20 protein-coding genes are annotated in these 18,789 nt (G+C 72.0%); 7 read left to right on the top strand and 13 right to left on the bottom strand.

Annotation, left to right across the window (positions count from 1 at the left end; all coding sequences use genetic code 11):
• Positions 1 to 38: 38 nt before the first annotated feature.
• The 6 genes from D9C15_RS29235 to D9C15_RS29210 all read left to right on the top strand — a co-directional run bounded on the left by D9C15_RS29235 (position 39) and on the right by D9C15_RS29210 (position 6,808).
• Positions 39 to 1,571 carry a sugar ABC transporter ATP-binding protein gene (locus D9C15_RS29235; protein ID WP_128002843.1) on the top strand — a complete coding sequence of 511 codons (1,533 nt, stop codon included), beginning with the start codon at positions 39 to 41 and terminating at the stop codon, positions 1,569 to 1,571.
• Positions 1,572 to 1,574: 3 nt separating this feature from the next.
• Positions 1,575 to 2,558 (top strand): ABC transporter permease, encoded by a 984-nt coding sequence (locus D9C15_RS29230; protein WP_128002841.1) that lies wholly within the window; start codon positions 1,575 to 1,577, stop codon positions 2,556 to 2,558.
• Positions 2,559 to 2,629: 71 nt separating this feature from the next.
• Positions 2,630 to 3,574 (top strand): ABC transporter substrate-binding protein, encoded by a 945-nt coding sequence (locus D9C15_RS29225; protein WP_128002839.1) that lies wholly within the window; start codon positions 2,630 to 2,632, stop codon positions 3,572 to 3,574.
• A 26-nt stretch (positions 3,575 to 3,600) separates the two neighbouring features.
• On the top strand, positions 3,601 to 4,611 hold the full coding sequence (locus tag D9C15_RS29220; protein ID WP_128002882.1) for a zinc-binding alcohol dehydrogenase family protein: 1,011 nt from the start codon (positions 3,601 to 3,603) through the stop codon (positions 4,609 to 4,611).
• Positions 4,612 to 4,674: 63 nt separating this feature from the next.
• Positions 4,675 to 5,799, top strand: coding sequence for a mannitol dehydrogenase family protein (locus D9C15_RS29215; protein ID WP_128002837.1), 1,125 nt, complete (start codon positions 4,675 to 4,677; stop codon positions 5,797 to 5,799).
• A 10-nt stretch (positions 5,800 to 5,809) separates the two neighbouring features.
• Complete coding sequence (locus D9C15_RS29210) at positions 5,810 to 6,808, top strand: NAD-dependent epimerase/dehydratase family protein (RefSeq protein WP_128002835.1); 999 nt, start codon at positions 5,810 to 5,812, stop codon at positions 6,806 to 6,808.
• Between the two features lie 37 nt (positions 6,809 to 6,845).
• On the opposite strand, the gene D9C15_RS29205 is transcribed toward D9C15_RS29210, so the two are convergent.
• The 11 genes from D9C15_RS29205 to D9C15_RS29155 all read right to left on the bottom strand — a co-directional run bounded on the left by D9C15_RS29205 (position 6,846) and on the right by D9C15_RS29155 (position 15,586).
• Positions 6,846 to 8,318, bottom strand: coding sequence for an FAD-dependent oxidoreductase (locus D9C15_RS29205; protein WP_128002833.1), 1,473 nt, complete (start codon positions 8,316 to 8,318; stop codon positions 6,846 to 6,848).
• A 177-nt stretch (positions 8,319 to 8,495) separates the two neighbouring features.
• Complete coding sequence (locus D9C15_RS34625) at positions 8,496 to 8,660, bottom strand: MarR family transcriptional regulator (RefSeq protein ID WP_128002831.1); 165 nt, start codon at positions 8,658 to 8,660, stop codon at positions 8,496 to 8,498.
• A 267-nt stretch (positions 8,661 to 8,927) separates the two neighbouring features.
• A complete protein-coding gene (gene arsB, locus D9C15_RS29195; RefSeq protein ID WP_128002829.1) occupies positions 8,928 to 10,001 on the bottom strand; it encodes an ACR3 family arsenite efflux transporter in 1,074 nt (357 codons plus the stop codon).
• Positions 10,002 to 10,013: 12 nt separating this feature from the next.
• Entirely contained in the window at positions 10,014 to 10,520 is a 507-nt protein-coding gene (locus D9C15_RS29190; RefSeq protein ID WP_128002827.1) for an arsenate reductase ArsC, read from the bottom strand.
• 3 nt (positions 10,521 to 10,523) lie between these two features.
• Positions 10,524 to 11,018: an arsenate reductase ArsC gene (locus D9C15_RS29185; protein ID WP_128002825.1), complete on the bottom strand. Its 495-nt coding sequence runs from the start codon at positions 11,016 to 11,018 to the stop codon at positions 10,524 to 10,526.
• Positions 11,019 to 11,025: 7 nt separating this feature from the next.
• Entirely contained in the window at positions 11,026 to 11,541 is a 516-nt protein-coding gene (locus D9C15_RS29180; RefSeq protein ID WP_128002824.1) for an ArsI/CadI family heavy metal resistance metalloenzyme, read from the bottom strand.
• A gap of 14 nt (positions 11,542 to 11,555) precedes the next feature.
• Complete coding sequence (locus D9C15_RS29175) at positions 11,556 to 11,882, bottom strand: ArsR/SmtB family transcription factor (RefSeq protein ID WP_128002823.1); 327 nt, start codon at positions 11,880 to 11,882, stop codon at positions 11,556 to 11,558.
• 108 nt (positions 11,883 to 11,990) lie between these two features.
• Positions 11,991 to 12,686 (bottom strand): FadR/GntR family transcriptional regulator, encoded by a 696-nt coding sequence (locus D9C15_RS29170; RefSeq protein ID WP_128002821.1) that lies wholly within the window; start codon positions 12,684 to 12,686, stop codon positions 11,991 to 11,993.
• 64 nt (positions 12,687 to 12,750) lie between these two features.
• Positions 12,751 to 13,809 (bottom strand): ATP-binding protein, encoded by a 1,059-nt coding sequence (locus D9C15_RS29165; protein ID WP_128002820.1) that lies wholly within the window; start codon positions 13,807 to 13,809, stop codon positions 12,751 to 12,753.
• Positions 13,810 to 13,824: 15 nt separating this feature from the next.
• Positions 13,825 to 14,574, bottom strand: a complete 750-nt coding sequence (locus tag D9C15_RS29160; protein WP_128002818.1) for a response regulator — start codon at positions 14,572 to 14,574, stop codon at positions 13,825 to 13,827.
• Positions 14,575 to 14,584: 10 nt separating this feature from the next.
• Positions 14,585 to 15,586: a Gfo/Idh/MocA family protein gene (locus D9C15_RS29155; RefSeq protein ID WP_128002816.1), complete on the bottom strand. Its 1,002-nt coding sequence runs from the start codon at positions 15,584 to 15,586 to the stop codon at positions 14,585 to 14,587.
• Positions 15,587 to 15,710: 124 nt separating this feature from the next.
• Between D9C15_RS29155 and D9C15_RS34620 the strand changes: the two genes are divergently transcribed.
• Positions 15,711 to 15,929 (top strand): type 2 periplasmic-binding domain-containing protein, encoded by a 219-nt coding sequence (locus tag D9C15_RS34620; RefSeq protein ID WP_375138830.1) that lies wholly within the window; start codon positions 15,711 to 15,713, stop codon positions 15,927 to 15,929.
• Here the strand turns inward: D9C15_RS34620 and D9C15_RS29145 are convergent.
• Both D9C15_RS29145 and D9C15_RS29140 read right to left on the bottom strand, forming a co-directional pair.
• Positions 15,919 to 18,171, bottom strand: a complete 2,253-nt coding sequence (locus D9C15_RS29145; protein WP_375138829.1) for a xanthine dehydrogenase family protein molybdopterin-binding subunit — start codon at positions 18,169 to 18,171, stop codon at positions 15,919 to 15,921. The genes D9C15_RS34620 and D9C15_RS29145 overlap by 11 nt on opposite strands.
• Before the next feature lie 13 nt (positions 18,172 to 18,184).
• Complete coding sequence (locus D9C15_RS29140; protein WP_128002814.1) at positions 18,185 to 18,658, bottom strand: (2Fe-2S)-binding protein; 474 nt, start codon at positions 18,656 to 18,658, stop codon at positions 18,185 to 18,187.
• Between the last annotated feature and the right edge of the window lie 131 nt (positions 18,659 to 18,789).

Here is an 18,789-nt window from a genome sequence, read left to right as displayed (position 1 = left end):
TCAGGCCGAAACAGTCGGCATGTAAAGTGGCCTGACCAATGTGGCCTGACCAATCCGTCCCCTCCGCCGGCGCCGCGCCGCTGCTGCAGCTGCGCGGCATCGCCAAGCGCTTTGCCGGCGTCAGTGCGCTCGACGGGGTGGACTTCGAGCTGCGGGCCGGCGAGGTGCATGCCGTGTGTGGCGAGAACGGCGCCGGCAAGTCGACGCTGATGAAGGTGCTGGCCGGCATCCATGCCCCGGACGCGGGCACGATCGTGTTCCGCGGCGAGACGGTGCGCTTCGACGGCGTGCAGGCTGCGGCGGCGCGTGGCGTGGTGATGATCCACCAGGAACTCAACCTGGTGCCGCACCTGTCGGTGGCCGAGAACGTGTACCTCGGCCGCGAGCCGCGGCGCGGCTGGTTCATCGACCGGCGCCGCCTGCATGCCGACACCCGGCGCTGCCTCGAGCGGCTCGGCGTCGCGGTCCGGCCGGAGGCCCCGGTGGCCGGCCTGTCGATCGCGCAGCAGCAGATGGTGGAGATCGCCAAGGCGCTGTCGATCGACGCGACCGTGCTGATCATGGACGAGCCGACCTCCTCGCTCACCGGCACCGAGACCGCGCAGCTGTTCGGCGTGGTGCGGCAGCTGCGCGCGCAGGGCGTGGGCATCGTCTACATCTCGCACCGGCTCGACGAGATGGCGGCCATCGTCGACCGCGTCACCGTGCTGCGCGACGGCCGTCGCGTTGCCACCGAGGACTTCGCGGCGACCCGCGTGGACCGCATCGTCGAGCAGATGGTCGGCCGCCCGCTGGACGCGCAGTTCCCGCCGCGCAGCGCGCTGCCTTCGGCCGAGCCGCTGCTGCGCGTGCGCGGCCTGCGTCGGCGCGGCTGCGCCGAGGCGGTGGATGTCGAGCTGCGCCGTGGCGAGATCCTCGGCTTCGCCGGGCTGATCGGCGCTGGCCGCACCGAGTTCGCACGCGCGGTGTTCGGCGCCGATCCGGTCGAGGCCGGCGAGATCGAGCTCGAGGGCCGGCGTCTGCGCATCCGCTCGCCGCGCGAGGCCATCGCGCAGGGCATCGCCTACCTGTCGGAAGACCGCAAGGGCCAGGGCCTGGCGATCGACCTGCCGGTGGCCCACAACATCAGCATGGCGCACCTGGCCGCGGTGTGCAGCCGGCTCGGCTTCATCCGCCGCGAGGCGGAGGAGGCGGCCGCGCAGGCTTACGTCGAGTCGCTCGCGATCCGCACGCCCGGCGTGCGCCAGCGCGCACGGCTGCTGTCGGGCGGCAACCAGCAGAAGGTGGTGATCGCCAAGTGGCTGTTCCGGCGCTCGCGCGTGCTGTTCTTCGACGAACCCACGCGCGGCATCGACGTGGCGGCCAAGTTCGCCATCTACCAGCTGCTGGACCGGCTCGCCGCGCAGGGCATCGGCGTGGTGCTGATCAGCTCCGAACTGCCCGAGATCCTCGGCATGACCGACCGCATCGCGGTGTTCCATGCCGGCCGCATCACCGGCGTGCTCGACACCCGCCACACGACGCAGGAGGAGGTCATGCAGTACGCCTCCGGTCGCCGCAGCCTGCATTGACCCATGAACGACCGACAGCGGGACCTGTTCCAGAAGTTCGCCGCCCTCGCCAGCCTGCTGCTGCTGACGCTGGTGTTCTCGTTCGCCAGCCCGGCCTTCTTCACGCTCGGCAACGGCATGACGGTGGCGCTGCAGGTGACCTCGATCGCCTACCTCGGCATCGGCGCGACGCTGGTGATCGTGGCCGGCGGCATCGACCTGTCGGTCGGCGCGGTGCTGGCGCTGGCCGGGGTCGTCGCGGCGCTCGCGGTCAAGGCCGGTGCGCCGGTGCCGCTCGGCATGGGCGCCGGGCTGCTGGTGGGGGCGCTGTGCGGGCTGGTCAACGGCCTGGCCGTCACGCGGCTGCGCCTGCCGCCCTTCATCGCCACGCTCGCGATGATGCTGGTGGCGCGCGGCCTGGCGCTGCAGATCACCGAGGCCAAGGCGGTGGGTGGCCTGGGCGAGGGCTTCGCCGAGCTCGGCAACGGTTCGCTCGGGCGCATCGTGCGCGTCGGCGACGACGGCTTCCCGGACGTGCTGTTCCCCGGCATTCCCTACCCGGTGCTGCTGATGGTGCTGCTGGCGGTGGCCGTCTCGGTGCTGCTGACGCGCACGCGGCTGGGCCGCCACATCGTGGCGGTCGGCTCCAACCGCGAGGCGGCGCGGCTGTCGGGCATCCCGGTCGACGCGGTCACGCTGTTCACCTACGTGGCCTCGGGCCTGATCGCCGGCCTGACCGGCTGCGTGCTGATGTCGCGCCTCGTGACCGCGCAGCCCAGCGAGGGCCTGATGTACGAACTCGACGCGATCGCCGCGGCGGTGATCGGCGGCACCTCGCTGGCCGGCGGGGTGGGCACGGTCTCGGGCACGCTGATCGGCGCCTTCGTGATCGGCATCCTGCGCAACGGCCTGAACATGGGCGGCGTGTCCGCCTTCGTCCAGCAGATCGTCATCGGGCTGGTGATCCTCCTGACGGTGTGGATCGACCAGATGCGCCAGCGGCGATGAAACCCCGCCGGCGGGCAACGAGCCGGCGCGTCGTCCCGCGGGACGACTTCCCTTCAACCGAGGAGGACTCCATGAAGAGCATGCTGAAGACGGTGGTGGCCACGGCGATGGCGGCGGTGGCGATGGCGGCATCCGCCGCGGACAAGGAGATCGCCGTGATCGTGAAGACGGCGAACTCGGACTTCTGGCAGAACGTCAAGAAGGGCGCCAACGCGGCGGTGGGCGAACTCAAGGGCTACACCTCGAGCTTCCAGGGCGCGGCCTCGGACACCGACCTCGCCGGCCAGGTGGCGCTGGTGGAGAACGCGGTCAACCGCAAGGTGGCCGCGATCGTGCTCGCGCCGTCCGACCCCGACGCGCTGGTGCCGGCGATGAAGAAGGCCTGGGAGGCCCGCATCCCGGTGATCGTGATCGACTCGGCCGCCGGCAAGGGCGCCGAGAACTACCACCAGTCCTACCTGGCCACCGACAACAAGAAGGCTGGCGAACTGTGCGCCAAGGCGCTGATCGACAAGATCGGCACGACGGGCAAGATCGCCGTCATGTCCTACACCGCCGGCAGCGGCTCGGAGGTGGAGCGCGTGGGCGGCTTCAAGAAGTACATCGAGGCGAACTCGAAGCTGCAGATCGTCGGCACCTTCTACTCCAACTCGCAGATGGGCACGGCGCTGAACCAGACCACCGACGTGCTGGCCGCCCACCCCGACCTGATGGGCCTGTTCGGCGCCAACGAGCCCACCGCCATCGGCATGGGCCGTGCGCTGGTGCAGTCCGGCAAGGCGGGCAAGGTCGCGGCGATCGGCTTCGACGGCAATGCCGACCTGCAGGGTTTCGTCAAGGACGGCACGCTCGAGGCCATCGCGGTGCAGAGCGCCTACCAGATGGGCTTCCTGGGCGTGAAGACGGCGGCCGAGCTGATCTCCGGCAAGAAGGTGCCGAAGTTCCGCGACACCGGCGTGCTGATGGTGACGAAGAAGAACATCGACAGCACCGAGGCGAAGAACGTCCTCTACTGACGATGACAGGCGCCTTCGTGGATCCGATGCTGACGGTGGTGTGCGCCGCGCCCGGGCGGCTGGAGATCCAGCAGCGCGAGCGGCCGGTGCGCGCCGCCGGCGAGGTGCTGCTGCGCGTGCGGCGGGTCGGCGTGTGCGGCACCGACCTGCACATCTACACCGGCGACCAGCCCTACCTGAGCTATCCGCGCGTGATGGGGCACGAGCTGTCGGGCGTGGTCGCCGAGACCGAGCCCGGCACCGGGCTCGCGCCCGGCGACCCGGTGTACGTGATGCCCTACCTCTCGTGCGGGCGCTGCGTGGCCTGCCGCCAGGGCAAGACCAACTGCTGCGTGGCGCTGCAGGTGCTGGGCGTGCACCGCGACGGCGCCTTCACCGAGTACCTGAGCGTGCCGCGGGCCTTCGTGCACCGCGCCGACGGCATCACGCTGGACCAGGCGGCGATGCTCGAGTTCCTGGCCATCGGCGCGCATGCGGTGCGGCGCGGCGAGGTGCAGGCGGGGCAGCGCGTGCTGGTGGTGGGTGCCGGGCCGATCGGCCTGGGGGCGATGCTGTTCGCGCGCCTGCGTGGCGCGCAGGTGGTGGCGCTGGACGGACGCGCCGACCGGCTCGAGGTGGCGCAGCGCGACGTCCGCGTGGCGGCCGTCGTGCCGCTGGGCGAGGGCGACGAGGATGCGCTGGCCCGCATGACCGGCGGCGAGTTCTTCGACGTGGTGTTCGACGCCACCGGCAGCGCCCGGGCGATGGAGCGCGGCCTGCGCTTCGTCGCCCACGGCGGGCGCTACGTGCTGGTGTCCATCGTGCAGGCCGACCTGCGCTTCCCGGACCCCGAGTTCCACAAGCGCGAGGCCAGCCTGCTGGCCAGCCGCAACGCCACTGCGGCGGATTTCGAGACCGTGCTGGCGGCGATGCGCGCCGGCCAGGTGCCGGACCGCGCGCTGGCCACGCACCGGCTCGCGCTGGCCGACGTGCCGGGCGGCTTCGCGCAGTTGCTCGACCCGGCGCAGCGGGTGGTCAAGGCCATCGTCGAGTGCTGACGCAATGAGACACCCCGTGTCCCATGGGGATCGGCCGACGTACCCGTCGGCCGAGGGGCTGTCATGACCGGCGGGCCACCCATCCTGCAGTTCGGCACCGGCCGCTTCCTGCAGGCGCATGTGGACCTGTTCGTGCACGAGGCACTGCAGGCCGGCGAGGCGCTGGGCGGCATCTGCGTCGTGCAGGGCACCGGCAGCCCGGTGAGCAGCGCGCGCACCGCGGCGCTGGCGCGGGCCGAGGGCTACGAGGTGATCGTGCGTGGCCTGGTCGACGGCCAGCCGCACGAATCGCGCCGGCGTTGCACCGCGGTGCACGAGGCAGTGGAGGCGCGCACGCACTGGCCGGCGCTGCGGCAGCGCATGCGCGAGCAGGTGCAGGTGATCGTCTCCAACACCGGTGACACCGGCTGGGCGCTGCACCCGGGCGACGGGCCGTCGCACTGGCAGGCCGAGGCCGCCGCACCCGAGGCCTTTGCGGCCCGGCTGCTGGTGCTGCTGCACGACCGCTGGCTCGCCGCGCCCGAGCGCCCGCTCAGCCTGCTGCCCTGCGAGCTGGTGAGCCGCAACGGCGAGCGGCTGCGGGCGCTGCTGCTGCAGCTCGCGCGCGAGTGGGGCGGCGAGCCGGCCTTCCTCGACTGGCTGGGCGCGCATCCGGTGTGGGCCAACAGCCTGGTGGATCGCATCGTCTCCGAGCCGCTCGAGCCCGTGGGCGCGGTGGCCGAACCCTATGCGCTGTGGGCCGTCGAACGCCAGCCGCGCCTGGTGCTGCCCTGCCGGCACCCGGCCATCGTGCTCACCGACGACCTGGCGCCGTACGAGCGGCTCAAGCTGTTCCTGCTCAACCTCGGCCACACGGTGCTGGCCGAGCTGTGGCTGCGCGGCGCGCACGCGCGCGAGCTGTGCGTGCGCGACGCGATGCACGACGCCGCGATGCGCACGGCGCTCGAGGCCGTCTGGCAGGAGGAGGTGCTGCCGGTGTTCGACGCGCTGGGCGAAGGCGCTGCGGCACGTGAGTATCTCGTCGTGCTGCGCGACCGGCTGCTCAACCCCTATCTCGCGCACCGGCTGGCCGACATCGCGCAGAACCATGCGCAGAAGAAGCAGCGCCGCATCGCGCCGCTGCTGGTGCTCGCGGCCGAGGCCTGCCCGGCGCTCGCGCAGCCGCGGCTGAACGCCTTGCTGGCCTAGGGAGGTTTCCATGAGCACGCCCTCCGACCCGCTCATCCTCGTCACCGGCGCCACCGGCAAGGTCGGCCGCGCGTTCATCACGCGCCTGCTCGCCGACAAGGCCCGTGGCCACTGGCGCGTGCGTGCCTTCTGCCACCAGCGCGCGCTGCCGCCGGACGCGAGGGTCGAGTCGGTGTTCGGCGCCATCCAGGACCGCGCGGCCGTGCAGCGTGCGCTCGACGGTGTCACCCACGTGCTGCACCTGGCCACCAGCAAGGAGACGCCGGACGATGCGATGGACGTCTCCGTGAAGGGCCTGTTCTGGCTGCTGGAGGGCTGCCGCGCGAGCCCCAGCTTCCGCCAGTTCGTGCTGATCGGCGGCGACGCCGCGGTGGGCCACTTCCACTACCCGCACCCGGTGCCGGTGGTCGAAACGCAGCCGCCCACGGCCTACCCGGGCTGCTACGCGCTCTCCAAGGTGCTGGAGGAGACGATGCTGCAGCAGGTCATCGTGCAGTACGGCCTGAACGCCTGCTGCCTGCGCGCGCCGTGGATCATGGAGAAGGACGACCTGCGCGCGCACCTCAGCTTTGGCGAGGACGTGTTCGGCGCGCCGCGCTGGTGCGATCTCGTCGGCCTCGAGGCCGCCGCCGCGCACCTGGCGAGCGGCGCGGTGCCGGTGCTGCTCGACGCGAACGGTGCCGGGCTGCTGCGCAACTTCGTGCACGTGGACGACCTCGTGTCCGCCATCCTCGCCGCGCTCGACCAGCCGCGCGCCCGCGGTCAGCTGATGAACGTCGCGATGGACGAGCCGGTCGACTACGTGCGCCTGGGCGAGCACCTGGCGCGCACGCGCGGCTGCCCGCTGGTGCCGATCCGCGATCGCTACCACTCCACCTGGCTGGACAACAGCAAGGCGAAGTTCCTGCTCGGCTGGCGGCCCGCCTACGACCTGGAGCGGCTGGTCGAGTCGGCCTGGTCGTGGCAGCGCGCGAGCGACGATCCGCGCCGCATCTGGTACCCGGGCTGAGGGGGAGTCGCATGCGGTGTCGCGTTCGGGTTCGGCATCAGCAGCACGCCGATGCCGCGCGCCGCGGCTCGACGGCCGGCGGGCGGCTGCTGCCGCAGCCGCAGCCGCAGCCGGACGCGCCTTCAGCCTTCTTCCGCTCGTCGAGCGCGCAGCAGGCCGAACGGTCGGTCTTCGCCGGTCCGCCGCAGCACGAGCCCTCGGCGGCGCCCTCCGTGGCGCTGCCGCCGGTGCTGCACACGCCGGTCTCGGGCAGGTCGAGTTCGACGCGGTCGGCCGCCTCGAGGTCGCCGGCGATGGCCGCCACGACCGAGCGCACCTGCTCGAAGCCGGTGGCCATCAGGAAGGTCGGCGCGCGGCCGTAGCTCTTTACGCCCACGGTGTAGAGCCCCGGCTCCGGATGGGCGAGTTCGCGGTGCCCGTGCGGACGCACCGTGCCGCAGCTGTGCAGGTTCGGGTCGATCAGCGGCCCGAGTGCCTCGTTCGACTCCAGCCAGGGGTCGAGCTTCAGGCGCAGTTCGCTGGTCAGGCCGAGGTCGGGCCGCTGCCCGGTGGCGCAGATGATCTCGTCGATGCCGGCCAGGCGCTGCGCCTGGCCCCCGGCGTCGATGCCGAGGACGGTCAGCCGGCCGTCGTGCCGCTCGATGCGCGTGATGCGCAGTCCCGCGTGGAACTCCAGGCCGCCCGAGTCACGCAGGCTGCGCAGTGAACTGCCGAGTGCGCCGCGTGCCGGCAGGGCGTCGGCGTCGCCGCCGCCGAACACCCGCGTCAGGGCCGGCGAGCGCACGGCCCACACCAGCGACGTGCCCGGCGCTTCCCGGGCCAGGTCGGCAAGCGCGAGCAGGGCGTTGGCCGCCGAGTGGCCGGCACCGACGACCAGCGTGCGCCTGCCGGCGTAGCGGCTGCGCGCCGCGCCGAGCACGTCCGGAATGCCGTAGGCGATGCGGTCCGCTGCTTCACGCTCGCCGATCGCCGGCAGCCCGCTCGCGCCGATCGGGTTCGGCTGGTTCCAGGTGCCGGTCGAGTCGATCACGGCGCGTGCCTTGAACTCGATGGTCTCGCCGTTGCGCAGCGCGCGGATCACGAACGGTGCCTTCTCGCGGCCGGCGCTCTTGACCTTGTCGAAGCCTTCGCGCGTGACCGACAGCACCCGGGTGCCGAGCTGCAGCGCGGCGGCAACCTGCGGCAGGCGCGCGAAGGGCTGGAGCACCTGCTCGACCACCTCGCCGGCCAGCGGCAGCGCATCCGGGTCGGGCGCGCGCCAGCCGGTCGGCTCCAGCAGCCGGGCCATCGTCGGGTCGACGTCGTAGCGCCAGGGCGAGAACAGGCGCACGTGGCCGTAGTCGACGAGGTTGGCGCCGACGCTCGACGCGGCCTCGAGGATGACGAACGGGAGGCCCCGTTCGATGAGCTTGGCTGCGGCCGCGAGGCCGACCGGGCCCGCACCGAGCACGGCGACGGGTTCATCGGCCGGGTGGGCCGGACGCAGCGAGGGGGAGGTGTTTGGCAGCATGATCTTCGTTCCTTGTTGGGGGTGCGGCCCTGCGGGGTGGAGCAGCAGGAGGCGAGGTCCACGTCCTCGTGCAGGGCCTTGAGCAACGGCAGCAGTGACTTCTCGACCGTGGCGCGGTCGCGCGGGCTCAGGTGGTCGAGCACGCGCGTCGCATGCTTGTCGAGCCTGGCATGGGGTTCACGCACGCGCGTCGCCGTCGGCGGTGAGCATGACGAGCCAGCTTCTCGCGTCGAGCGGATTCGGTCCCCTGGTCACCCATCCAACTTCGACCAGCCCAGCGACGGCCCGGGACACCCAGCTCCTCTCCAGGCTCGGCCGTGCGCCGAGCTCGCTGAGCGGCACGGGGCCGGAGCGAGCCCGCTCGACCGGCCGGTGACACGGGCTGCTGCGGGTGTGGCATCAGGCGGCCACGGTGCGCTGCGCACGGGTGTACCGGCGTGCGACCTCGCGCAGCAGTTCGCCGGGCAGCCGGGCGGAGGAGAGGGGCTCCGGGTCCTGGTTGTGAATAGCAACGATCGGTGCGCATCTCGAGATCTCATGTCCAGGTTGTCAATAGCAACTAATTGACCCGAAGAAGCGGAGCCGTGGCTCCGCTTCTCGCCGATGGCGTCAGGCCCGGCTGCCGGCCTCGTACCAGCCCTTGCTCCGGTTCACCACATGCACGACCAGCAGCATCACCGGCACTTCGATCAGCACGCCGACCACCGTGGCCAGTGCCGCGCCCGACTCGAAGCCGAACAGGCTGATCGCGGCGGCCACCGCCAGCTCGAAGAAGTTGCTCGCGCCGATCAGCGCCGACGGGCAGGCCACGCTGTGCGACTCGCCGAGCCGGCGGTTCAGCCAGTAGGCCAGTGCCGAGTTGAAGAACACCTGGATCAGGATCGGCACCGCGAGCATCGCGATCACCAGCGGCTGCTTCAGGATCGCCTCGCCCTGGAAGGCGAACAGCAGCACCAGCGTGGCCAGCAGCGCGGCGATCGACCACGGCCCGATCCTCGCCAGCGCGGCGTCGAAGGCGGCCTGGCCCCTGGCGAGCAAGGCCTTGCGCCAGCCCTGCGCGATCAGCACCGGGATGACGATGTAGAGCACCACCGAGGTCAGCAGCGTGTCCCAGGGCACCGTGATCGACGACAGGCCGAGCAGCAGCGCGACGATGGGCGCGAAGGCGAACACCATGATGGTGTCGTTCAGCGCCACCTGGCTGAGCGTGAAGAGCGGGTGGCCGTGGGTGAGCCGGCTCCACACGAACACCATCGCCGTGCAGGGCGCCGCGGCGAGCAGGATCAGGCCGGCGATGTAGCTGTCGAGCTGGCCGGCCGGCAGGTAGGGCGCGAAGACGTGGCGGATGAAGATCCACCCCAGCAGCGCCATCGAGAAGGGCTTGACCGCCCAGTTGACGAACAGCGTGACGCCGATGCCGCGCCAGTGCTGCCTGACCTGATGCAGGGCGCCGAAGTCGACCTTCAGCAGCATCGGGATGATCATCACCCAGATCAGCAGGCCCACCGGCAGGTTGACCTTGGCGACCTCCATGCGTCCGATGGCCCGGAACGGGTCGGGCAGCCATTGGCCGAGCGCGATGCCGACGACGATGCAGAGGAAGACCCAGACGGTGAGGTAACGCTCGAAGACGCTCATCGGCGCGGGCGCCTCGGCGCGGGAGGGCAAGGTGGTCGTGTTCATGTTCTTGTTCGATCAGCTCCTGCCGATCTCGACGAGGGCAGCCTGCAGCGCGGTGCGGTCCATCGCCTGAAGCGGCAGCGCGAGCAGCTGCAGCATGCGGTAGCCGATGGCCTGGCGTGTCAGCTCGAAGGCCCGGCGCTTGCCTTCGTCGCCACCCTCGGCGTTCGACGGATCGGGGTAGCCCCAATGCACCTTGACCGGCGGGCCGCCGGTGCCGCCGAAGAACACCGGGCACTGCTCGGCCGCGGCGCTGTCGCAGACGGTGATGACGATGGCCAGCGGCGGCGCGCCATCGCGGCTGAACTCGTCCCAGCTCTTGCTGCGGTAGCCGTCGGTGTCGATGCCGGCGTTGCGCAGTGCCTCGATCGCAAACGGGTTGATGCGGCCGCTCGGGGCGCTGCCGGCACTGTGAGCCCGGACATCCTTGCCGAGCCTGGCCGCCAGGTGATTGAGCATCCCTTCGCTCAGCACGCTGCGCGCCGAGTTGTGGGTGCACAAGATCAGGACGTGGGTGGTCATGGCTCAGCGGCTTCCGATGGCCTTGATTTCCCTCTGGAGCGCCATGCGGTCCAGGCTGGCGAGCGGCAGCGACAGCATCAGCTGGATGCGGCGCTTCAGCGTGACGAAGGCGTCGAGGAAGGCCTTCTCGCGCACCGCCTCGTCGCCCTCCACGGCGGCAGGGTCGGGCAGGCCCCAGTGCGCCGTCATCGGCTGGCCGGGCCACACCGGGCAGACCTCGCCGGCGGCCTGGTCGCAGACCGTGAAGACGAAATGGAGCTCCGGTGCGTCCGGGCGCGCGAACTCTTCCCAGCCCTTGCTGCGGAACCCGTCGGTCGGGATGCGGTGCGTCGCCAGGGTCTTGAGCGCCAAGGGGTGCACCGTGCCCTTCGGATGGCTGCCGGCCGACCAGGCCTTGAAGCGGCCGTGCCCCAGCTCGTTCATCAAGCCCTCGGCCATCACCGAGCGCGCCGAGTTGCCGGTGCAGATGAACAGCACGTTGTAGGTCTTGTCGTCCATGGGGGGCTCAGCAGCAGGAGTTCGAGGACTTGACCGGGATGCCGATCGGCTTTCCACGCGGGGCGGGGGCGCAGCAGGCCGAGGCCTGCGTGGAAGTGGCCGCAGCCGCCGGTGTGCAGCAGGCGGCGGCAGCGTCTGCCGGCTGGCCTTCGCTGAAGACGGGGATGTTGCCCAGGGTGTGGAAATGCTCCCAGGCGATGCCCTGCGGGTCGGTGACCCAGTGCTTCTCGCTGCGTGCATAGCAGCAGGTGGTTTCGCCTTCGTCGAGCAGCGCCATGTCGGCGCGTTCGGCGCGCGACTTCATCTCGGCCAGTTCCGCCGGGTCGTCGGTCTGGAAGCCGAGGTGGTCGATGCCGGGCCGGGCACCGCGCGTGGAGATGGCGAAGTTGATGCGCGGGTCGTCGAGCATCCACTTGGCGTAGTCGCTCTCGACGCGCGACGGCTCGGCGGCGAACAGCGTCGAGTAGAAGGCGATGCTCTGGGCGAGGTCTTCGACGTGCAGGTGGACGTGGAATCGCTTCATGACGGCCTTTCGGATCAGCAGGTGGTGCGGCGCTTGCCGCTGCCGGGCGAGCAGGACTTGCCCAGGCAGCAGTGGTCGGTGAGGTAGGAGAGCAGTTCGTTCATGCGGTCGAGCGCCGGGCGGTAGTGCAGGTTGCGGCCGTCGCGCTCGACACTCACCAGATCGGCGTGCACGAGTTCCTTCAGGTGGAACGACAGCGTGGAGCCGGGGATGTCGAGCATCGCCGCCAGGGCGCTCGGGGTCATGCCCTCCGGGCCGGCACCGACCAGTGCGCGGAAGACACGCAGCCGGGCTTCCTGCGCCAGGGCGGCAAGGGCGGCAACGGCAGTTTTCTCATTCATGGTTCTAAGTTTATGGAAATATCAAAGAGAGTCAAGCCCCGTGACGGGCCGATGGCGCCGCGCGCGCGTGTCCGACCTCGGTTCGACGCTCGCCGAGCTGGCGCTGCGTCAGTCGCGCCCGACCCAGCGCAGCTCCGAAGCCTTGAGGTGGCTGCGCATCGCGGCCTGCGCGCTGAGCGGGTCGCGCGCCGCCAGGGCATGCACGATGGCCTCGTGCTCCTTCAGCGCCGCGGCCCAGGTGCGGGTGCTCTCGTAGCGCGAGCTGATCTTGGCCGACAGCGGGCTGTTGCGCTCGTCGAACAGGTCGCCCACCAGGCGCGCCATCACGGAGTTGCCGGCCAGCTCGGCCAGCATCAGGTGGAAGCGGCGGTCGAACTCCAGCGGCGAGCGGCGCCGCGTGATCTCCTCGCGCATGCCCTCGACGATGTCGCGCAGCCGCGCGAGGGCAGCGGTGTCGATGCGGGCGCAGGCCAGCACCACGATCTCGCCCTCGATCGCCGAGCGGGCCTGCATCAGCTCCGTCGGGCTCTCGCCGAGCGCCGCGGTGCGCCGCGGCGGCGGCTCCTGCACGGTGTTGACGTAGACGCCCGAGCCGCCGCGGATCTCGACACTGCCCTCGATGTCCAGCGCGATCAGCGCCTCGCGCAGCGACGGGCGCGACACGCCGAGCTGCTGCGCCAGGTCGCGCTCGGGCGGCAGGCGCGTGCCGACCTCGAAGCCGCCGCGCTGGATCATCTCGCGGATCTCGTCGGCCACCTGCTGGTAGAGCCGGCGCGATTCGACGGGGCGGGGGGAGACGGGCATGGCGTGAGCTTACCCGCTCGCACGCCCGGGCCTCGCGCTCGGGCCTTGCGCTCAGGCCTCGCGCTCAGGCCTCGCGCGGCAGCTCCAGCGTGGCGGCCAGCCCGCCCTCGGCCCGGTTGCTCAGCTCGACGCGGCCGCGGTGCGCCTCGGCCACTGCCTTGACGATCGCCAGCCCCAGGCCCATGCCGCCGGTGCTGCGCTGGCGCGACGACTCGATGCGGTAGAAGGGCAGCAGCACCCTGTCGAGTTCCTCGGGCGGAATGCCCGGGCCGCGGTCGAGCACGCCGATGCGCACGCGCTGGGCGTCGGCATCGAGCTGCACGTCGGCACGGTGGCCGTACTTCAGTGCGTTGTCGATCAGGTTGTTGACCGCGCGGCGCAGCGCGTTGGGCCGGCAGTGCAGGCGCACCTTGCGCTCGCCGTCGAAGCTGAGCTCGCGGCCCGCGGCCGAGAACAGCGTCGGCACGCTGCGGAAGCGCAGCGGCGGCGGCTCGGCGAAGCCAACCGGGCGGCCCAGGTCGGCGTAGTCGTCGCACAGCGACTGCAGCAGCGCGCCCAGGTCGACCAGCTTGCGCGGCTCGCCGCGCACGTCGTGCGCGAGGAAGGCCATGGCCTCGGCCAGCAGCGCGTCCATCTCGTCGAGGTCGCGCAGCATCAGGCGCTGCAGCTCGGCGTCCTCGCGCACGAACTCGACGCGCAGGCGCAGCCGCGTGGCCGGCGTGCGCAGGTCGTGCGAGACGGCGGCCAGCATGCGGGTCTGGTCGGCCAGCAGCCCCGCGATGCGCTCGCGCTGGCGGTTGAAGGCCTGTGCCATCACCCGTGCCTCGAGCGGGCCGCGCTCGGGCAGCGGCGGCTCGCGCACGTCCGCCGCCTGCTGCTCGATGGCCGCGGCCAGATCGCCGATCGGCGCCACCATCCGGCCCGCCGCCCAGCCGGCCAGCGCCAGCAGCGGCACGGCGGCCAGCAGCCAGGCCAGCCAGGCGCCCGCCGAGGCCGCCGGCAGGCCCAGCAGCAGGCCGGCCAGCAGCAGCAGCGCGGCCAGCGTCAGCGCCAGCAGGCCCAGCAGCCGCGCGCGCAGGCTGCGCGGCACGCCGCGCGCCAGGGAGTCGCGCCAGGGCGGCATCACGCGCTCGTGCGGTCAGGAGGGCGGCGCCACCAGCAGTTCGGCCGGCTGGCGCGACACCTCGGCACAGAACTGGTAGCCCTCGCCGCGGATGGTCTTGATCAGCGTGGGCTCCTTGCCGCTGTCCTCGAGCTTGCGGCGCAGGCGCGAGACCAGGATGTCGATGCTGCGGTCGAAGGGTGCGCAGTCCTGGCCGCGCACGGTGTCGGCCAGCCGGTCGCGGCTGAGCGGGCAGCGCGGGTGGCTGAGGAAGGCCAGCAGCAGCGCGAACTCGCGCGTGGACAGCGGCACCAGCATGCCGTCGGGCGCCTGCAGTTCGCGCGCGCCGGCGTCGAGCCGCCAGCCTCGGAAGCCGTAGACGTAGCGGGTCTCCTGCGCCGGCTCGGGGGCGCGCACCCGCGCGCGGCGCAGGATGGTGCGGATGCGCGCCACCAGCTCGCGCGGGTTGAAGGGCTTGACGAGGTAGTCGTCGGCGCCCAGCTCGAGGCCGACGATGCGGTCGGACTCCTCGCGCAGCGCGGTCATCAGGATGATCGGCAGCTCGCTGCGGCTGCGCAGCTCGCGGCACAGCGCGAAGCCGTCCGGGCCGGGCAGCAGCACGTCGAGCACCACCAGGTCGACATGCCATTGCGCCAGTGCCGCATTCATCTCGCGCCCGTTGCCGGCCACGGTGACGAGGAAGCCGTAGTCCTGGAGCAGCGTCTTGGTCATGCGCCGGATCTCGACGTCGTCGTCGACGATCAGGATGCGCGGGGTGCGGTCCATCGCTGCGACCCTAGGCGATGTCCTCCCAGCGCCCGCTGCGCTCGGAGCGCCACAGCGCGTCGATCACGCGCGCCTGCGCGAGCGCGTCGTCCAGGCCGTAGCCGGGGCCGGGCTCGCCGCGCACCAGGCGCGAGAAGGCCTCGGCCTCGAGCCGGTACTGCTCGGCCGCGGGCAGCGTCTCGACCTGCACGCCGCTGCCGTCCAGCGCGCCGCCCTCGTCCAGCGCGATCTGCATCGCGCCGCCGCGCGGGGCATTGAACGGGATGCGGATCTCCAGCCGGCCGCGCGTGCCCAGCACCTGCACGCGCTGGTAGGGGCAGCTCTGCGTGGAGACGGTGAAGGCGAGCTGGCGGCCGGCGCCGAAATCCAGCAGCGCGCTCGTGCTGCGGTCGGTGCCGAGCGCCGGGTCGCGGTCGACCAGCGCCACCACGCGGCGCGGCTCGGCCTCGAACAGCCAGCGGCCGGAGAGGATGGCGTAGCAGCCGATGTCGTACAGCGCGCCGCCGCCGATCGCGGCCTGGTTGCGGATGTTGGCCGGGTCGTCGTTGAAGTAGCTGAAGGCCACCTGCACCGCGCGCGGCGTACCGATGCGCCCGGCCCGCACCAGCTCGCGCGCGCGCTGCCACTGCGGGTGGTGGCGCACCATGAAGGCCTCCTCGATGCGCACCCGGCCGGCTGCCGCGCGCAGCGTGGCGGCCTCCTCGGCGCTCAGCGCGATCGGCTTCTCGCACAGCACGTGCTTGCCCGCGGCGGCGGCCTGCAGCGTCAGCGGCACGTGCAGGTGATTGGGCAGCGGGTTGTAGACCGCCTCGATCTCCGGGTCGGCGAGCAGTTCCTCGTACGAGCCGTAGGCGCGCGGGATGCCGAGCTGCTGCGCTGCCGCCCGGGCCGCCGGCAGCGAGCGCGACGCGATCGCACGCAGCTCGATCAGCGGGCTGGCCAGCATCTCCGGCAGCACCTTCTCGATCCCGATCCGGGCCGTGCTCAGGACACCCCACACCACCTTGCGCATGATCGTCTCCTTGAGGTGCGCACCTCATCGATCAGCGCATGATAAGCAGATCAACCCCCTCTTGGGAATGAGGGGCGCACCGCATCGGTACGGTGCGCAGTGCGTTCAGCCCAGCCAGCCGCGGATGCGCGTGCCCAGCGCGGCGCGGCGGCGTGGCTTCGCGCTCGGCCGGGCCGACATCGACATCTGCCACGGCGTGCCGAACTGGCCCGACCTGGTGGTCGAGCAGCTGTTCGAGGAACGCTTCCTGCCGCCGATCCAGAGCAAGGTCAGCGTGGTTCGCCTGGCCGCACGGCGAGGCGGCCAGGGGCTGATCCCCGGCCGCCCCGGTCCTACACGCTGAACGGCAGCGCGCGTTGCGGCTTGCCCGTCAGCCGCGCGAGTGCGTTCGCGAACGCCGGGGCCAGCGGCGGCAGGCCGGGTTCGCCCATGCCGGTGGGCGGCTCGGCGCTGGGCACGATGTGCACGGCGATCTTCGGCATGTCGGTGATGCGCGGCACCTGGTATTCGCCGAAGTTGTTCTGCTCGACCACCCCGTCCTTCAGCGTGATCTGCGCGCCCGGCAGGCACATCGCCAGGCCCATCAGCGCCGCGCCCTGCACCTGCGCCTCCACCGTCAGCGGATTCACCGCGAGGTTGCAGTGCACCCCTGCCGTCACCTCGTGCAGCACGGGCCGGCCGTCCTGCACCGAGGCCTCGACGACATAGGCCACCACCGAGTCGAAGGACTCGTGCATCGCCACGCCGAAGGCGCGGCCGGCGGGCAGGGTCTTCTTGCCGTAGCCGCTCTTGTCCACCGCCAGCTGCAGTGCCGCGCGATGCCGCGGATGCTGCGTGCCGATCAGCGCGAGGCGGTAGGCCACCGGGTCCTGCCCGGTGCTGCGGGCGATCTCGTCGATCAGGGTCTCCATCACGAAGGCGGTGTGCGTGGAGCCCACGCTGCGCCACCACAGCACCGGCACGTTCACCTTGGGGTGGTGCACCGTCAGGCGCATCGGCAGCGGGTAGGGCGCGCGCATGCCCTCGACGGCCGTCGCGTCGATGCCGTTCTTCACCATCATCTGCTCGAAGGGCGAGCCGGCGAGGATGGACTGGCCGACGATCACATGGTCCCAGGCCAGCACCTGGCCCTTGTCGTCGAAGCCGATGCGCGCGGTGTGCAGGTGCATCGGGCGGTAGTAGCCGCCGTGGATGTCGTCCTCGCGGCTCCACAGCGTGCGCACCGGCGCTGCGATGCCCGCGGCACGTGCGGCCTTGGCCACCTGGCAGGCCTCGACCACGTAGTCGCTGCTCGGGATGGCTCGGCGGCCGAAGCCGCCGCCGGCCATCTGCACGTTCACCTTCACCTGCTCGGGCTTGAGGCCGAACACGCGGGCGGCGGCCGCGCCGTCCAGGCCCGGCATCTGCGAGCCCACCCACAGCTCGGCGCCGGCATCGCCCAGCTGCACCGTGCAGTTGAGCGGCTCCATCGGCGCATGCGCCAGGTAGGGGAACGCGAACTCGGCCTCGATCTTCTTCGCCGCGCCGGCGAGCGGCGCCATGTCGGCCTCGAACTGGCGCGCGCCGGGCTGGGCGGCGAGCGTGCGGTACTGCGCCAGCTGGCGGGCACTGTCGACCTTCTCGACGGCGTCGGTGTCCCACTGCAGCGTGAGCGCCTCGCGTGCCTGGCGCGCCGGCCAGTAGCCGGTGGCGATCACGGCCACGCCTTCGGCGCCGCGGTCCAGCGGCACGCGCAGCACGGCCTTCACGCCGGGCAGCGCCCGCGCGGCCGCATCGTCCACCGACTTCAGCTTCGCGCCGAACACCGGCGGCCGCGCGACCACCGCCGTGAGCTGGCCGGGCAGCTTCACGTCGATGCCGAAGTCCTGCCGGCCGCTGCTCTTGGCCTTGGCATCGAGCCGGCGCGTGGGCCGGCCGATCAGGCGGAACTGGGCCGGGTCCTTCAGCGCGACGGCGGTCGGCACCGGCTGCTTCATCGCCGCCTCGGCCAGCTCGCCGTAGCGGGCCCGCTTGCCGCCGGGGCCGGTGACCACGCCGCGGCCGGTCTTGAGCGTTGCGGCATCCACCTTCCAGCGCTCGGCCGCCGCCGCGACCAGCATCGCGCGGGCCCGCGCGCCGAGCTCGCGATACTGCTTGAAGCTGTGCTTCAGCGCGGTGGAGCCGCCGGTCAGGTGCATGCCCCAGAGCGGATCGGCGTAGGCCGGGTCGTTGGTGCCCAGGCGCGCCTGCACCTTGGACCAGTCGGCATCGAGCTCCTCCGCCAGCACCAGCGGCAGCGCGGTGTGCACGCCCTGGCCGAACTCGAGGCGGTTGACGGTGACGGTCACGCTGCCGTCGGCCGCAATGCGGACGAAGGCCTCGGGCTGCTCGGTCGGCTTGAGGCCGGCCGGCGCGTTCGCGGGGGCATCGGCCGCCAGCGCGGGCCAGGCGCCGAGCGCCAGGCCGCCGGCACCGGCGAGCTTGAGGAAGCGCCGGCGCGGCAGCGCGGCGTCGGCCAGCGCCTCCTGGCCACGGTCGAGCAGGTGCTGCAGTGCGCGCGGCAGCTCGCCGCGGGCCAGCGAATCGTTCATCGCGGAGGTGATCATGTCCGGCTCCTCCTCAGGCCAGCGTGCGGGCGGCTTCGGCCACCGCGGCGCGGATGCGGGCATAGGTGCCGCAGCGGCAGATGTTGCCGGCCATCGCGGCGTCGATCTCGGCGGCGCTGGGTTGCTTGCCCCTGGGCAGCGACTTCAGGAAGGCGGTGGCGCTCATGATCTGGCCGCTCTGGCAGTAGCCGCACTGCGCGACGTCGTGCTTGACCCAGGCCGCGTGCACCGCGGCGCCGACCCTGTCCTGCCCCGCGGTGACGGCCTCGATGGTGGTGATGCGCCGGCCTTCGACGGCGGAGATCGGCGTCACGCAGGAGCGGATGGCCTGGCCATCGAGGTGCACCGTGCAGGCGCCGCACTGCGCCGCGCCGCAGCCGAACTTGGTGCCGGTGAGGCCCAGGTTGTCGCGCAGCGCCCAGAGCACGGGCGTGGACGGATCGGCATCGACCGACTGGGGCCGGCCGTTGATGTTCAACGTGGTCATCGGGCAGGGTGGGGTGGTGGAGGGATGGGCGCGAGTGTCGGGTGCCGCGCCGTCCGCGCGTTAGCACGAAGCTCCGAAAAGATTGCCTGATCCTGCGGCGCCCCTGCACGCACGAGCGCTGTCGCCTAGGA

This window comes from Piscinibacter defluvii, from assembly GCF_004011805.1.
Lineage (GTDB): Bacteria > Pseudomonadota > Gammaproteobacteria > Burkholderiales > Burkholderiaceae_C > Piscinibacter > Piscinibacter defluvii.
Note: the sequence above shows the minus strand (reverse complement) of the source record. Positions and strands in the feature narration are given on the sequence as shown.

Bases quoted from the DNA above. Each gene is read 5' to 3' on its own strand.
- D9C15_RS29235 (WP_128002843.1), top strand. From the start codon at position 39: ATGTGGCCTGACCAATCCGTCCCCTCCGCCGGCGCCGCGCCGCTGCTG.
- D9C15_RS29230 (WP_128002841.1), top strand. From the start codon at position 1,575: ATGAACGACCGACAGCGGGACCTGTTCCAGAAGTTCGCCGCCCTCGCC.
- D9C15_RS29225 (WP_128002839.1), top strand. From the start codon at position 2,630: ATGAAGAGCATGCTGAAGACGGTGGTGGCCACGGCGATGGCGGCGGTG.
- D9C15_RS29220 (WP_128002882.1), top strand. From the start codon at position 3,601: ATGCTGACGGTGGTGTGCGCCGCGCCCGGGCGGCTGGAGATCCAGCAG.
- D9C15_RS29215 (WP_128002837.1), top strand. From the start codon at position 4,675: ATGACCGGCGGGCCACCCATCCTGCAGTTCGGCACCGGCCGCTTCCTG.
- D9C15_RS29210 (WP_128002835.1), top strand. From the start codon at position 5,810: ATGAGCACGCCCTCCGACCCGCTCATCCTCGTCACCGGCGCCACCGGC.
- D9C15_RS29205 (WP_128002833.1), bottom strand. From the start codon at position 8,318: ATGCTGCCAAACACCTCCCCCTCGCTGCGTCCGGCCCACCCGGCCGAT.
- arsB (WP_128002829.1), bottom strand. From the start codon at position 10,001: ATGAACACGACCACCTTGCCCTCCCGCGCCGAGGCGCCCGCGCCGATG.
- D9C15_RS29190 (WP_128002827.1), bottom strand. From the start codon at position 10,520: ATGACCACCCACGTCCTGATCTTGTGCACCCACAACTCGGCGCGCAGC.
- D9C15_RS29185 (WP_128002825.1), bottom strand. From the start codon at position 11,018: ATGGACGACAAGACCTACAACGTGCTGTTCATCTGCACCGGCAACTCG.
- D9C15_RS29180 (WP_128002824.1), bottom strand. From the start codon at position 11,541: ATGAAGCGATTCCACGTCCACCTGCACGTCGAAGACCTCGCCCAGAGC.
- D9C15_RS29175 (WP_128002823.1), bottom strand. From the start codon at position 11,882: ATGAATGAGAAAACTGCCGTTGCCGCCCTTGCCGCCCTGGCGCAGGAA.
- D9C15_RS29170 (WP_128002821.1), bottom strand. From the start codon at position 12,686: ATGCCCGTCTCCCCCCGCCCCGTCGAATCGCGCCGGCTCTACCAGCAG.
- D9C15_RS29165 (WP_128002820.1), bottom strand. From the start codon at position 13,809: ATGCCGCCCTGGCGCGACTCCCTGGCGCGCGGCGTGCCGCGCAGCCTG.
- D9C15_RS29160 (WP_128002818.1), bottom strand. From the start codon at position 14,574: ATGGACCGCACCCCGCGCATCCTGATCGTCGACGACGACGTCGAGATC.
- D9C15_RS29155 (WP_128002816.1), bottom strand. From the start codon at position 15,586: ATGCGCAAGGTGGTGTGGGGTGTCCTGAGCACGGCCCGGATCGGGATC.
- D9C15_RS34620 (WP_375138830.1), top strand. From the start codon at position 15,711: ATGCGCGTGCCCAGCGCGGCGCGGCGGCGTGGCTTCGCGCTCGGCCGG.
- D9C15_RS29145 (WP_375138829.1), bottom strand. From the start codon at position 18,171: ATGATCACCTCCGCGATGAACGATTCGCTGGCCCGCGGCGAGCTGCCG.
- D9C15_RS29140 (WP_128002814.1), bottom strand. From the start codon at position 18,658: ATGACCACGTTGAACATCAACGGCCGGCCCCAGTCGGTCGATGCCGAT.